This is a genomic window from Chengkuizengella axinellae, from assembly GCF_030730905.1.
Classification (GTDB): Bacteria; Bacillota; Bacilli; order Paenibacillales; family KCTC-33759; genus Chengkuizengella; species Chengkuizengella axinellae.
The window spans coordinates 68,148-82,447 of sequence record NZ_JAVAMP010000011.1 but is presented as its reverse complement, the minus strand read 5'-3'; the positions used below and the strand labels follow the sequence as shown (position 1 = coordinate 82,447).

The following is a 14,300-nucleotide window of genomic DNA, read 5'->3' as shown; positions in this document are numbered from 1 at the left end:
AGGACTGCATATGAATAAAACAGTGATGTTAGCTGGTCATGCAAAACTTCCACAAGGGATGGCAGCTAGTGAGCTGCACCAAACCTTAACGGTTACTCTAGAAACAGATAAAAAATATTGGGTTATCGTAGATGCTTCTTGTACATTAGCAACAAATCATGCGCAACATTTTTTTGGGCAATTATTAAGAGGGTATAGCCTGCAGGATGGTACGGAACCCATTATTCAGAAAATAGAGGAGCATTATTACGGTAAGGCACAATCTGCACTCATTTCTGCTGTTAAGGATGCATATAAACAGTATTTATCTCGTATTAACAATTCATAAGTATAAGTTTTTAATACGTAGTAAAGAAACTAAATAAATGAGAACATAACAAACGATTTGAGAAAAATAGATCAATGGAGGATAAATATGAGTCAATATGATTGGCATGAACAAGCGAAACAAATTTGGGGTGGAAAAGCGAGTGAATGGAATGAAAATAGTGAACAAATGTGGGAAAAAGGAAGTCGTAAAACGATCATCCCATTTTTAAAAAAACATATGCCAGAAAACAGTTATATTGCAGATATTGGTTGTGGGGACGGTTATGGTTCATATAAATTATTGAACGAAAATTACAGAGTAGTTGGCATGGATATTTCTCGGGAAATGATTAAAATTGCCAGTAAACGCAGTGAAGGGGATCAACTTACATTTCTTCAAGCAGATGCAGCGAAGCTTCCTTTTGAAGAGAACACATTTGATGGCATCATGTCTATCAATTGTATTGAATGGACAAAAAAACCAAGAGAAACATTATTAGAATTTCAAAGAGTGTTGAGACCAAACGCTTATATGTGTTTAGGCTTATTGGGACCTACTGCTCACCCTAGACAACATAGTTTCAATAGACTCTATGGTGAAAACGTCATTTGCAATACCATGATGCCATGGGAGTTTGGCAGATTAGCAGTAGAGAACAATTGGGAAATATTTGATAGTCATGGGGTTTATAAACAAGGGGTTAAAGAAGCATTAGTTCAAGGTTTAACAATAGAATTAAAACAATCTCTTACGTTTATGTGGGTTTTTATGCTGAAAAATAATAAGAATTAAAATGTGATGATCAAAAAGCAGTAGTATACAACCTAGTAGGGAGTATTAAATGAGAATAAGACTAGATCATAAATCAATGAAATAATTTGACACTATGCCTACTTATATGATATTTTTGGAAAAATATAAAATTTTAATCTGGAGGATTATATGATGATTTGACGTTTTTGACACCATGCTCGAGCCCCTCCTAGTAAATATTGTATCTAGTAAATGTACATGATCAATATTTATTTAGAAGGGAAGATGTACTTTGGAATACATTTATATGTTCAAACAATTATGGTTATATGCGGAACGAGAAAGATGGAAGGTTATCGTTTATCTTATTTTACACGCCATCTCTCTCTTGGGTGAAATAGGTAAACCTCTTGCACTATCAATGATTATTAATGCATTGCAGGAGAATAGTTCGACAGTACTGAACGATGTTTTAAAATGGGTTATGATTTATGTTTTGTGCTTCTTTACTTTTGAAATCTTTCATCGTTTTGCTCGTAATATTGAAAGATTTGTCGCCTTCCGTATTCGGAAGCGATTCATGAATACCATTTATGATCATCTTCAAGCTCTGTCACTGAAGTGGCACTCAGATCATCACTCTGGATCTGTGATTGACAGAGTGAATAAAGCAGCAGATGGCTTGCATAATTTTAGTCAATCACAGGACGGTTATGTAGGGTTCTTTATGAAATTCTGGGGACCACTCATCATTTTGTGGAGCATATCACCTATGATTTCAGTGATTACGGTATTCTTTGGATTGTTGTCGGTACTTATTACGAAAAAATTATATAGTTTATCAGTGCCTGAGTACCGGGCGCAGAATGACAAGTTTCACAATATCGCAGCTGCACTTCATGATTATATTAGTAATATTAGAACTATTATTATGCTGAGGCTGGGACAATCAGCAAAAGATGATATTGTAAATCGTATTGACAAAGTGTTTCCACATTTGGTGAAAGAGCATAAAATAACTCAAATTAAGTGTTTTGTGGCTGCATTTATCATCATGGTACTTGAAATTGGGACGATTTTTTATTATATCTATACTCAAAATCAAAGTGGACAAGTCATCATGATCGGTTCTGTAACGGCTATTTTCTTTTATCTTCAACAATGTATGTCATCCTTTCAATTTTATACTTTTGATTATGAATCAGTCATACTTCAAAAGACAGATTTTGAAGCAGTAAGACCTATATTAGAAGAAAAAGTAAACCGACCGAAATCTACTGAGAATGTATTAATGAATTGGAATACACTTGAAGTTCAATCATTAAACTTTTCTTACGATCATCATAAGGAGCATCTTAAAAATATCTCCTTAAAATTAATAAATGGCAAAAAAATCGCATTTGTTGGTGAAAGCGGTGCTGGAAAAAGCACCATGCTTCATGCACTCCGTGCTTTAATTCCCCCTCAGAAGGGTGTTTTAATAAAAGATAATGATGATTCTTTACCGATCTCATCTCTTTCAGGTATTACAGCTCTCATTCCACAAGAGCCTGAAATTTTTGAAAATACGATTCGAAACAACATTACAATGGGGATGCACACCAGTGAAGAAGAAGTACAAAAGGCAATTCAAATTGCAAGCTTCCATCATGTTGTAGACCGATTGCCCGATGGACTTGAAAGTGATATTCGTGAAAAAGGGGTAAATCTATCTGGCGGTGAAAAACAAAGGCTTGCACTTGCTAGAGGGATCTATTCCATACGAGACAGCAGTATGATATTGCTGGATGAACCTACTTCAAGTGTAGATCCCGCTACCGAAATGAGCATCTTCAAAAAACTATTCGGGCATTTATCTGATAAATGTGTTGTCTGTGTATTACATCGATTGCACCTAGTACAACATTTTGATTATGTTTATGTTTTTAAGGAAGGGAAAGTCGTTGAAGAAGGAACCTTCTCTGATCTTCGTAACTTAAATGGGGAGTTTACTCGACTTTGGAATCGATATTTAACCGATGAAAATGTAGCTGACAAAATGACCTCATAGAATAAAAATTAGAAAATGACCTCAATAACTGGGGTCATTTTCTACACTTTTTCACATACTAAAACCATTTTATGACCATCAGCATAGGATGGTTTTTCTTTCCATCCAGTATGGATGTGGAGTATTTTGAACCCGTTTGTATGTATAGTTTTTTTAAGCACTTGGAGGGAAGTAAATCTTAAGTTAATGGTTGATAACCGCTCCTCTGTTATTTTTTGATTTTTAAAGAATTTTCGTGTAATTTGATAGTGTTGTATTTGTGTTGCAGGCTTATAACTTATTTTGTAAAAGATATGATATTTATTATTATTTTCATCTTTGACTGTTCGGTTTAACTCTTTTGATTTAATTAATATAGAGGGATCCATAATATCAAAAATAAATACACCTTTTTCCATAAGCGTGTTATGAATAGATTGTAACAGTTATTTACTTGATTCGTTACTAGCTCTTGTAAAGCGCATTGCATCGGACAGACGCAGCAGTCACATTGGGTCTCATCAAATACTCCCAATTGTTCCACCTCCCCTTTATAAGGTTATAAGTCATTTTATGCAATGAGTTACATAGATGTTTGGACTTATGTCTTTGATTTGACTAAATCTCACTTCAAGTACAGAAAATAGGTGTTTGGTTATAAATATAAATCTACAAAAGGGTTGACATTTTTTTGAAAAATGCATAAACTGAACTCAAATTACTTGTAGAAAGGCATCTCCTTTCACACTCGGTAATCATTTTGATCAATTAAATATGAACTTAATTTTGGGTTTAAGTAACTGTAAAGTTTATCGGACTTCCAATTTGAAGCCGTAAATAGACTAATAGCCAGTTATATCAATTCGTATTTGCGAATGGTATAGGTGGCTATTTTTAGTTTCGAACCCCATAAAAGTTTAAGCTATTATTTTTATCTTAAATAAGATTTTTTAGGAGGAGAAAACAGATGAAGAATGAAGAAGTAAAACAATTCGTAGAGAAATACGATGCTTTTGAAGTAAAGGAGCATTCTGATCATCAACGTTTATATCATATTGAATTAAATCATGAATATTTAAACACCTTCTTATCTGAAAATCATGACGTTAATGTCCAACAGCTAGAATATGTTCCATATATGAGATTGGTTTTAGCACAATCATTGCAAAATGTGTTTGGAAAAAGATTTTCAGGAACGATGCGGGCTATTTTACATGACAGAAAATCGGGCGGATTTACGATGGGAATGCAGCAGCAAACAACACATCATGAGCAGTATGTTTTATTTGCAACTGCACTGACACATCTATTAGGTGGAGTCAATTTTGATGATATGTCTGGTAAATATTATGCTCGTTTTATTGTGAAAGACACTGACAATAGTGATTCTTATTTGCGTCAAGCTTATCGGCTTTTTACATTGCATACGGATGGTACCTTTTTCGATGAAGCAACAGATTGGTTATTAATGATGAAGTTTGCTGAGGAAAATGCAGTAGGCGGGGAATCACGTTTGTTGCATTTAGACGATTGGGAAGACTTAGAGAAATTTTCAACACATCCAATCGCAACATGTGGAATACAATACAAAGCACCATCCAGCAAAAATGTAAATAAAACCGTATATAATCAAACCTTTTTTCAACAGAATGGAAAACCATGTGTTTGTTTTATTGATCAGTTTGCATATCCAGCAACATTGGAGCAAGCGGCTTATTTAAAAGACTTATCCATATCGATGGAAAACAGCCCAGCTACAGTCGCGTTACCACTTCCAGTGGGTGATTTGGTTATGGTCAATAATACTTTTTGGCTTCATGGAAGGGCATCTTTTGAAAAGAATCCTAAATTACATCGTGAATTAATGAGGATAAGAGGTTATTTTTCAGTTGTATAGAGGTATGTATGTTTAAGGAGGGAATATGGACGATATCATTATCATTGGTGGAGGTATTGTTGGGTTATCCACTGCTTATGCATTAACCGAACGGTTTCCCCATGCTAGGCTGAGAGTCGTAGAAAAGGAAGATCAATGGGCAAAACACCAAACAGGGAATAATAGCGGGGTTATTCATTCAGGTATTTATTATAAACCTGGGAGTTTAAAAGCAAGATTTGCAAAAGCAGGCAGTGAACAAATGAAAGATTTTTGCGCTAAATACGATATTAACTATGAATCCTGTGGTAAAGTCATTGTGGCAACGAAGCAAACAGAGCTTCCGCTTTTGCAAAACTTATTTGAACGTGGATTAGCTAATGGACTTGATATATTCATGATTGATCCAGAGCAATTAAAGGTAGAAGAACCTTATGTCCAAGGTTTGCAAGCGATTAAAGTCCCTCAAGCTGGAATTGTTGATTATAAACAAGTATGTGAGACGTTAGTGTTGCTGCTGAAAAATCAAGGAATAGAGATGGTTTTAAATACAGAAATAAACGATATTTATGAACATGAACAGAGTGTAGAGGTCATTGCGAATGATACAATCTACAAAACAAGCTATGTTGTGAATTGTGGAGGGCTTCATAGTGATCGTATAACAAAAATGACAGGTTTAAAACCAGATCTGCAAATTGTGCCATTCCGTGGTGAATACTATGAATTAAAAGAGAAGAAGCATCATCTAGTAAAAAATCTAATTTATCCTGTTCCCAATCCAGATTTTCCATTCCTCGGTGTTCATTTTACTAGAATGGTGAATGGTGGGGTAGAGGCGGGACCCAATGCATTGCTAAGTTTAAAAAGAGAAGGATATCGCAAAACAGATTTTGATTTGAAGGATTTCACAGAAGTTATGTTTTATGGTGGTTTTTGGAGGTTGGCAGCTAAATATTGGCAGGAAGGTGCTAGAGAACTGTGGCGTTCTTATAATAAAAAAGCGTTTGTAAAAAGCTTGCAAGAGCTAATTCCCTCCATTCAAGAGGATGATTTAGAGTCTGCACCATCTGGTGTAAGAGCACAGGCCCTACAATCAAATGGTAAGCTTGTTGATGACTTCTTTATAGTAACCGGCAAAAGAAGCATTCATGTATGTAATGCACCTTCTCCAGCAGCAACTGCTTGTTTTCCTATCGGGAGAGAAATTGCAGGGCGAGTACCGGAAATAGGAACTTAAGTGATCCCTTCCAAATCAATTTCAATCCAATCTTTTGTAAATATTAGTGCGACTTCTAGATTCAATAGAAGTCGCTATTTAATTGCGATGCGTAGCCTTATTTTGTAAGTTTCTTGTAAGAGGGTTTTGATATATTTAAATAACTTGGTCATACATAATGTTTAATAGGAGGAATAAGAAATGTCATTATTTCAAAAACAAGGGTTATCGACAGAAGAATTACAACTTCTAAATTCAGAGATGCTGAATAAACAAAAAGCATCAGGAGTGACATGGTTGTTGTGGTTTTTTGCAGGAGGTTTTGGAGGTCATCGTTTTTATTTAGGCAAAACAGGTACAGCAGTTGCTATGCTATTTACATTTGGAGGAATTGGAATTTGGACTTTAATTGACTTATTTCGGTTAAATGGAATGATAAAAACTACGAATGAGCAAATTGAGAATGGAATTATTTCAGAAATTCGTTTACTTAAAAATGCAGAAAACAATACTAGTGTAAGTGTTTAATAAGAAGGTGAAAGATTGAATCAGAAATTAAAGAAAAAAGATCTTACACTTGAAGAACTGGCCTTTTTAGAATCTGAAATGCTAAAAAAGCTAAAGAGTAAGGAAGCAGCTTGGGGTTTATGGGCTGGATTATCTTTTTTTGGGGCTCACCGTTTTTTTACCGAGGATTACGTATATGCTAGTTTGATGCTTACAACTACGATGATTCCATTATTCACACTCATCATATTAGTAAGTACAAACACTACTTCAGGTATACTCATCGGTTTTTCTTTATTTTTTTTATCTGGTTCCATTGTTTGGAGCTGGATTGATGCTTTTTTTCTTAATTCAAGAATAGCTAAGCTGAATGATAATATGGAACAAACCGTTTTAATTGAAATTTCAAAGAATAGAAGTTAATGTTTATTAATTTTTGAGACCATCAAAGTACATAATCGTTTTATCAAATTTTTAAAAGAATATGTCTCTAGGATTCAATTAGAAAAGGTTGAAATACAGAGCAGATTGGGTCTGCTCTGTACAGCTTATTATTCAAAATTTTTAAGAAGCTCTATATATTCACCAGTCATATCATTAACAAAAGTAGGATCTTGAAGTATAATTTTTTTATTCACTTCTTGCCATGACATGTTTTCTACATTGATTCCAAGTTCTATAGCACGTATAAAGCTGCGATTGACAAACTCACTCTGCACAAGTTCTGATAATTCTTCCATTGTTTTTCCTTTAGTTTGTAAATCTAGACTTTGAGCCTGTAATATCGTGTGCACATCAGAAACAATGCCATATTCTTTAGAGGTGTCCACACCAAGTTCATTAGCAATTTCTAACGCTTTCTCATCATATGCTTTATCTATTAATACCCATAACTCATCGTAAGACTTGCCTTTAGTGTTAATTCCAAGCTCTTTCGCTTCTTTTATAGTGCCTTCTTCAGCAAGTTTCCAAGCTTCCTCTGTAATTTGATCAATGGATTTACCATCCACATCAACACCTAAGCCAATCGCTTGATAATATATAGTGATCGCCTCGGAAATCTCATCTATCGATTTTCCTGTCATTTCAATGCCAAGAGATAGAGCTTCCTTAATAACATCACTTTGTTTCACCATTTCTAACCAAGCTATTGTCATGGTTTTTACAAATTCAGGATCTTGAAGTGTAATTTTTTTATTAATGTCCTGCCATGATAAACTTTTCGTATCTATTCCTAGCTGTTCAGCATGTTCAATACTTTTTTTCTCTAAAGTTGTACTAACTTCTTTCTCTAGTTCTTCATAAGATTTTCCTTTCACATCAATCCCTAAGCCAATGGCTTGTAATTGATTCTGTACTTTAATAATAGCAAGTGATGGATCAGATGTATCGATACCAAAGACCTGTGCTAATTCAAGTTCTCTCTTATTATATTCTGCTTCAATGATGATCGATAAATCCTCGTATGATTTACCGGTCGTATAAATTCCTAAGACTTCAGCTTCTTCTCTTTGCATTTCTTCAGCTAGAGTCCATGTTTCATCATAAATTTGTTCAAATGTTTTTCCCTCTACCTCTAAACCTAGTTGAATAGCTTGATAATATAATGCAATATCACTGGATATTTCTTGAAACGATTTATTTTCATCGTAAATACCTAGTTCTTTAGCTTCCTTCATTATTTTTTTTGATGCTTGATCCAACTCCGGTGCTGTTTGAGCATAACTTACATTCGTATTACTTTTTACAGCAGGGGTGCCAGATAAAAGACCTCCAATAAGTAATGTAGATAATGCTATGGATGCTGCTATTTTTTTTGCTTTCATTTTCATATCTCCTTTAATCCTTATATTTATTTGCTTTTCATCTAACAAAACGAGAGTATATGAAAAATGGTTTTAAAATAAAAATAAAAATTTGAGTGAAATGAGAATGAAAAATCTGGATTGAACCACAATAAAAAAGAATACATTTTTCAATGATTAAAAAGGAGTGAGATAGACACATGATCAAGTTAAACAAATTGTTAGTGATTATTATCTGTTGCTCTATCGTATATGCACCTATAAATGCACTTGCGGAAAGATCTGAAAATGTAAAAGAGGATTGTTATACTCAAGCTGTTGTAGATTTTAAATTTGAATTAAGAAGGCTTTGGATTGATCACACATGGTGGACTAGAAATGTGATTATCAGTCTGCTCGCTGGTTTAGATGATAAAGAAAAGGCGTTAGAGAGGCTACTGCAAAATCAAGTAGACATAGGGAATGCAATCAAACCTTATTATGGGGAACAAGCAGGCGATGAATTGAGTAAACTTCTAACTGAGCATATATTGATTGCAGGTAAAATCATCGATGCGGCTAAACGAGAGGATAAGACTGAATTTGAGAAATATAATATCGAATGGTATAAAAATGCTGATGATATTGCAAGTTTTCTAAGCAATGCAAACCCAAACTGGTCAGAGGAAGAATTGCAGGATTTATTGTACACGCATTTGAAGTTAACAGCGGATGAAGTCATTGCAAGATTGAAACAGGATTGGGAAGCAGATATTGCTGCATTTGATGAAGGAGAAGATCATATCATTAAACTTGCAGATGCCCTTTCAGTAGGCATTATTGAGCAATTCCCGGATAAGTTTAAGTAATGAAGAAATCCACGGCTAATGGATGTAATGCAACTTGTATTAAGGGAATTTAAGGGTCTTGTTCAGAAGGAAATGGTTAAACTGGATTGGATTAAAATAAGACCCTCAATTTCCTCTGTTTTTGATTTCTTAAAATGCATATTCATCAGGTGTTTTTCCTGTAATGGTTTTAAAATCTTTAATGAAGTGAGACTGGTCATAATAGCCAAGATTTATCGATAAATCTAACCAGTTATGTGTGACGTTCTGATCGATCATTTCCGCTGCATTTTGAAGTCGATATAATTTAATAACCCATTTAGGGCTGACCCCTACATACTGTTGAAAAATACGCTGTAGTTTTCTCTTGTTGATATGATGATAATCACACACTTGATCCACCTTTGTTACTTCTTGGTTTTCACAAATATAATCTATAATTTCATTTATAAACGTCACATTTTTATTTTCTTCAGGAAGCTTTGCACGAATTATTTTTTCTACATATTCAACCATTGCATGTTCATTATTATGAGACAGGATGGATTTTTCAAATGTCTGTGAATCAATATTAAAAACAGATTTAACGTCCAGTGGACGATTGGATAAATCAGAAACAGCCTTTTTCAAAAAAGGATAAAACCCTCCAGGTTTGAATTTCACCCCAAAAACTTGACCCTTTCCTTCTACTAAATAAGAAAACTTATTTTTAGCTGGACCAAATATGCCAGTTTTGTTCTGCTCTATAACTAAATTCACACATGGATTTGGAATGACTTCCTGCATAAATGGTTCTTTATCTAGTAAATCCCAGCTGACACGCCAAAAATGTTTTACAAAGAAACCAACGTCCTCTGATGGAGTATATCTTGATAAGTGATAGTTTTTTCTACTTTCTTGTAACTTTAAAACTCCCAAACTGGGCATATCATGATTGGAACTCATCCTTATGCACTCCTTTTTAAATTTCAACCTAGAAGATGTCGCGTTTTTACAATACTTTCATTTTATTCAGCTTTATAATCCATATTAGCAGTGAAAAAATGATATCGCAATTGAATATAGTGATTCGTTTTATTAAGGAGGAAGTCGCATTGGATTTAAATTATGAATTTTATATTGATGCAACACCTGAGGAGGTCTGGCATACACTTGTTTCACCAGAAGGCACTCGCAAATCCTTTTTTGGATGTGTGATCAATTCCACTTTTAAAGTAGGTGATCCATATGAGTATGTTGGACCAGGGAACGAGGGGGATGAAACGGTTCAAGTTTACGGAACAATATTGTTTTATGAACCCCATAAAGTATTAAGCTACACTGAACATCCAGGTCCATCTTATCAAGTTAAACATAAAGAACTTGAATCAAGAGTCACTTTTACCCTTGAACCAGTAGGAGGGTGTACAAAACTAACTCTGGAGAATGACCAATGGACAGAAAATCATCCTGCATACGAAAATTCTAAGAAACATTGGTGGATGATGTTAAGCAATATAAAAACGGTAACTGAAACTGGAAAATCATTAGACCTTGGTTGGTAATAAGTACAAATAAAAAGTGAAGTTAAAATATTAAAAAGAAAGAAACTTGACCAAAAAATCGACTGCTTTGTTTGCAGTCGATTGCTTTTATTTTTGCATTTATTATTTCATATAAGGGGAAATACAGCTCGTTTTCTGTTACAATACAATAACTTAATATAGCATTTCTTGAAAGAGTGTAAGGTGGGAGGAACATATGGATATATCTATCCGAAAGGCTAATAAAAGCGATTACGAACCTTCATTGTGTTTATTCAGGCAGGTTCATGAATTACACGTTAGCGAAAGACCAGATTTGTACAAAGAGAATTCTACTCCAGTGAGTCAAGAGTTTTTTGAAAACCAGCTAAATGATGTCAAACAGCACATTTTTGTGGCTACCATTGGTAACGAAATTGTTGGAGTCATTGTGATGAAGGAAGAAGAAATAACTGAAAATTCATTTGTGAAAGCAAGAAAGGTATTATTTATAAACAGTTTATGCATTGCCGAAGCACAGAGAAAAAAGGGAATCGGAAAAACACTTATGAAATATGTATTTGACTTTGGGAGAAGTCTGAAAGTTGATAGTATTGAATTGGGAGTATCTGAGAAGAATCCGGATTCAATTGAATTTTATGAGTCAATTGGTATGACAACCAAGAGTAGAAAAATGGAGATTATATTAAACTAACGGGTATGCTTGTGTAATAAGAAGTCAAAAAAACCATGAATCACATAATAAATGTTGTCGTAAAGTGAACATGAATAGTCTACAGAACCTTGTGACAGATTTTACATCGCTTTATTACACATAATGGTATAATTTTCTTAATACAGTGGAGACTATGATGTTATTTCATTTAAAATCATTATTTTAATGGGGTGTTGCTCAATGCCAATGGATATGCTTTTAACCTTTTTAATATTAATCGCTGCAACCCTATTTTTTATAAGCGGAAAAGTACGTGCAGATATTGTAGCTGTGGGCTCTTTATTAGCTCTATTTATAGCTGGGATCCTTACATCGAATGAAATTTTGACAGGGTTCTCAAATTCAATTGTCATTATGATCGCAAGTTTGTTTATTGTAGGTGCTGGGATTTTTAATACAGGTTTAGCAAAGCAAATAGGGAATCAACTATTAAGATTAGCAGGTGATAGTCAATGGAAGCTCTTTATGATTATTATTATCGTTGTGGGTGGTTTTAGCGGCTTCTTAAGCAATACAGGCACGGTGGCTGTTTTATTACCTGTTGTTTTAAGTATTTGTATGAAAATGAAGGCAAATCCCTCTCAATTTTTAATTCCACTTGCTTATGCAAGCAGCTTGGGAGGAATGATGACATTAATTGGGACACCTCCAAACATTGTGATCAGTGAAGTATTGTTGGAATACAACTTTGAGCCGTTATCCTTTTTTGATTTTATGCCTATTGGTTTAGTTGCATTGTTAGTGGGAGGTTTGTTTCTTTTATTTACAAGGAATAAACTGCTGCCGAACCACCAAACTCGAAAAACCGTACAGACCTATTTATCATCAACAGAATTAATTAGTTTTTATGAATTGCAAAATAAGCTCCACTATGTTCGTGTCACTAGTTCTTCTAACATCATTGGGCAAACCTTAGAAGATATTAAGCTTTCAGAGAAATATAAAATTACAATAGTGGAGGTTCATCGAAGAATAAACGATAGGTTTATTGGATTAGGTCAAAAACAATTAACAGCAAACTCAAACACAATGCTTCAAGAAAATGATTGTTTACTTCTTTTTGGTGATGAGCAGGTTGTCCATCAATTTATTTCAGAATATGAGCTTGAACAAGCCAACAAAGAAAATAGATTATTGCATGACGATCTAGTTTCCAAAAAGTTCGGTTTATTAGAGTTGTTTATCCCTCCACATTCTAAGTTTCACAACAAAACGATTGCAGAGCTGCATTTTCGTGAAAAATATCACTGCAATGTAGTAGCGATTAATAAAAGAGGGAAGTTCATTGTTACGAATATTAAGGATGTCAAATTGAGCTTAGGAGATGCGTTGTTAATTCATGGGGATTGGGATGATATTGAATTGTTAGCCAATGAAAAAATGGATGTGATTAGTGGCGGAGATGTTTCCACAGAAGCTAAGGCTGCTTACGCTAAAGGTAAAGCACCTATTGCAGCTGCAATTATGATTTTCATGCTTTCTATGATGATTTTTGAAATAGTTCCAACTGTAGTAGCCGTTATGATTTCTGCTTTCTTGATGATTATCACGGGTTGCATTAAGTCTATTTCAGAGGCGTATCAACAGGTAAATTGGGAAGCCGTTGTATTAATCGCAGCGATGCTACCAATGGCTACAGCTTTAGAAAAAACCGGAGGCATTGCATACATATCGGATGGATTGTTATCAACGATAGGTGAGTTGGGAACTTATCCGTTGTTAATAGGTTTCTATCTTATTACGATGTTATTAAGTCAATTTATTAGCAATACAGCAACAGCTGTAATATTTGCTCCTATAGCCATCACAACAGCGATGAATATAGGTGTTAGTCCATATCCTTTTTTAATGGCCGTAGCTATATCTGCCAGCATGGCATTTGCCACTCCAGTTGCATCACCTACAAATGCTTTAGTCATGACTGCAGGTGGGTATTCTTTTTCTGATTACGTAAAAGTAGGGGTTCCATTGCAGCTAGTCCTTGGGGTTGTCATGTTGATATTGATTCCATTGCTATTTCCTTTTTAATTTATTTTCAAAGTACATTTTTTTCACGATTCATATATCGTTCTTTTGTTAAAATGAAGTAATTACATTTTAGATTATTTCTTAATTTTTTTGAGTGCGTTGGAACATACCCATTTTTTTTCATCATTTTGACTACTAATTCATAATAGGGGTTAGCCAGGTAGGCTATTGTTACAATTTCATGATGGTTTGATTTATTAAATACATAGTCATAAATTGCCTTGTTTGCTTCAGTAACGTAGCCTTTATTTCTTTGATCTTTAGAAATGAAATCCATTCTTTCTCTCTGTGTTGATTTAATTTCTGGATTCGCTATAATAGCACTCCAACCAACTAATTTTGCTGTATCTTTTTGGAAAAGACCAACAACAAACCTCGTATCATCAGGTTTAAATTGGTTGTGCTTCTCCTTTAAATATTTATTATATCTTTTTAAATCTTCTTTCTTAGAAAAATGAATCATAAAATCATTTTGACGAGTAAACGTATACAATTCATTTAAATCACTTTCGTTAAATTCCCTTATTATTAGCCTATTAGTTTCAATTATAAATACATCATTGTTTGAATTATGCATCGTATCCCTCCCAGACATTTCTGTGATTTTTATTTTCATCTTATTACATCACATCATATGGTGATACAGACAAGTGCGGATTTTTATAATTTAAGACATCTACCTAATCATCATTTAAAGCATATTCATAC

At 34.1% G+C, this 14,300-nt stretch carries 14 protein-coding genes; 11 read left to right on the top strand and 3 right to left on the bottom strand.

The genetic code is table 11. The features are described 5' to 3' along the window. The first annotated feature begins 10 nt into the window (after nucleotides 1-10). From Q5Y73_RS18075 to Q5Y73_RS18045, 7 genes are all read left to right on the top strand, one after another. Complete coding sequence (locus Q5Y73_RS18075) at nucleotides 11-328, top strand: DUF3870 domain-containing protein (protein WP_305993320.1); 318 nt, start codon at nucleotides 11-13, stop codon at nucleotides 326-328. Nucleotides 329-415: 87 nt separating this feature from the next. Further along, complete coding sequence (locus Q5Y73_RS18070) at nucleotides 416-1,102, top strand: class I SAM-dependent methyltransferase (protein ID WP_305993319.1); 687 nt, start codon at nucleotides 416-418, stop codon at nucleotides 1,100-1,102. Nucleotides 1,103-1,355: 253 nt separating this feature from the next. Beyond that, the gene (locus Q5Y73_RS18065; RefSeq protein ID WP_305993318.1) at nucleotides 1,356-3,113 is read left to right on the top strand and encodes an ABC transporter ATP-binding protein; all 1,758 of its coding nucleotides are present in this window, start codon (nucleotides 1,356-1,358) and stop codon (nucleotides 3,111-3,113) included. Nucleotides 3,114-4,059: 946 nt separating this feature from the next. Then, complete coding sequence (glaH, locus tag Q5Y73_RS18060) at nucleotides 4,060-4,989, top strand: glutarate dioxygenase GlaH (protein ID WP_305993317.1); 930 nt, start codon at nucleotides 4,060-4,062, stop codon at nucleotides 4,987-4,989. A 25-nt stretch (nucleotides 4,990-5,014) separates the two neighbouring features. Further along, entirely contained in the window at nucleotides 5,015-6,208 is a 1,194-nt protein-coding gene (lhgD, locus tag Q5Y73_RS18055) for an L-2-hydroxyglutarate dehydrogenase (protein ID WP_305993316.1), read from the top strand. Between the two features lie 180 nt (nucleotides 6,209-6,388). After that, nucleotides 6,389-6,715, top strand: a complete 327-nt coding sequence (locus Q5Y73_RS18050; protein WP_305993315.1) for a TM2 domain-containing protein — start codon at nucleotides 6,389-6,391, stop codon at nucleotides 6,713-6,715. A gap of 15 nt (nucleotides 6,716-6,730) precedes the next feature. Next, nucleotides 6,731-7,117 (top strand): NINE protein, encoded by a 387-nt coding sequence (locus Q5Y73_RS18045; protein ID WP_305993314.1) that lies wholly within the window; start codon nucleotides 6,731-6,733, stop codon nucleotides 7,115-7,117. Nucleotides 7,118-7,245: 128 nt separating this feature from the next. Here Q5Y73_RS18045 and Q5Y73_RS18040 read toward each other — a convergent pair whose 3' ends face one another. Continuing rightward, entirely contained in the window at nucleotides 7,246-8,520 is a 1,275-nt protein-coding gene (locus Q5Y73_RS18040; protein ID WP_305993313.1) for a hypothetical protein, read from the bottom strand. 179 nt (nucleotides 8,521-8,699) lie between these two features. Here Q5Y73_RS18040 and Q5Y73_RS18035 point away from each other — a divergent pair, with 179 nt between their 5' ends. Next, a complete protein-coding gene (locus tag Q5Y73_RS18035; RefSeq protein ID WP_305993312.1) occupies nucleotides 8,700-9,347 on the top strand; it encodes a glycosyltransferase in 648 nt (215 codons plus the stop codon). Between the two features lie 129 nt (nucleotides 9,348-9,476). Here the strand turns inward: Q5Y73_RS18035 and Q5Y73_RS18030 are convergent, their stop codons facing one another. Beyond that, entirely contained in the window at nucleotides 9,477-10,271 is a 795-nt protein-coding gene (locus Q5Y73_RS18030) for a helix-turn-helix transcriptional regulator (RefSeq protein WP_305993311.1), read from the bottom strand. A gap of 149 nt (nucleotides 10,272-10,420) precedes the next feature. On the opposite strand from Q5Y73_RS18030, the gene Q5Y73_RS18025 reads away from it, so the two are divergent. The 3 genes from Q5Y73_RS18025 to Q5Y73_RS18015 all read left to right on the top strand — a co-directional run bounded on the left by Q5Y73_RS18025 (nucleotide 10,421) and on the right by Q5Y73_RS18015 (nucleotide 13,592). Next, nucleotides 10,421-10,870, top strand: coding sequence for an SRPBCC family protein (locus Q5Y73_RS18025; protein ID WP_305993310.1), 450 nt, complete (start codon nucleotides 10,421-10,423; stop codon nucleotides 10,868-10,870). A gap of 196 nt (nucleotides 10,871-11,066) precedes the next feature. Next, nucleotides 11,067-11,543, top strand: a complete 477-nt coding sequence (locus Q5Y73_RS18020) for a GNAT family N-acetyltransferase (protein ID WP_305993309.1) — start codon at nucleotides 11,067-11,069, stop codon at nucleotides 11,541-11,543. Between the two features lie 201 nt (nucleotides 11,544-11,744). Then, a complete protein-coding gene (locus tag Q5Y73_RS18015) occupies nucleotides 11,745-13,592 on the top strand; it encodes an SLC13 family permease (RefSeq protein WP_305993308.1) in 1,848 nt (615 codons plus the stop codon). Between the two features lie 7 nt (nucleotides 13,593-13,599). Here Q5Y73_RS18015 and Q5Y73_RS18010 read toward each other — a convergent pair whose 3' ends face one another. After that, a complete protein-coding gene (locus Q5Y73_RS18010; protein ID WP_305993307.1) occupies nucleotides 13,600-14,169 on the bottom strand; it encodes a GNAT family N-acetyltransferase in 570 nt (189 codons plus the stop codon). Nucleotides 14,170-14,300: the final 131 nt, after the last annotated feature.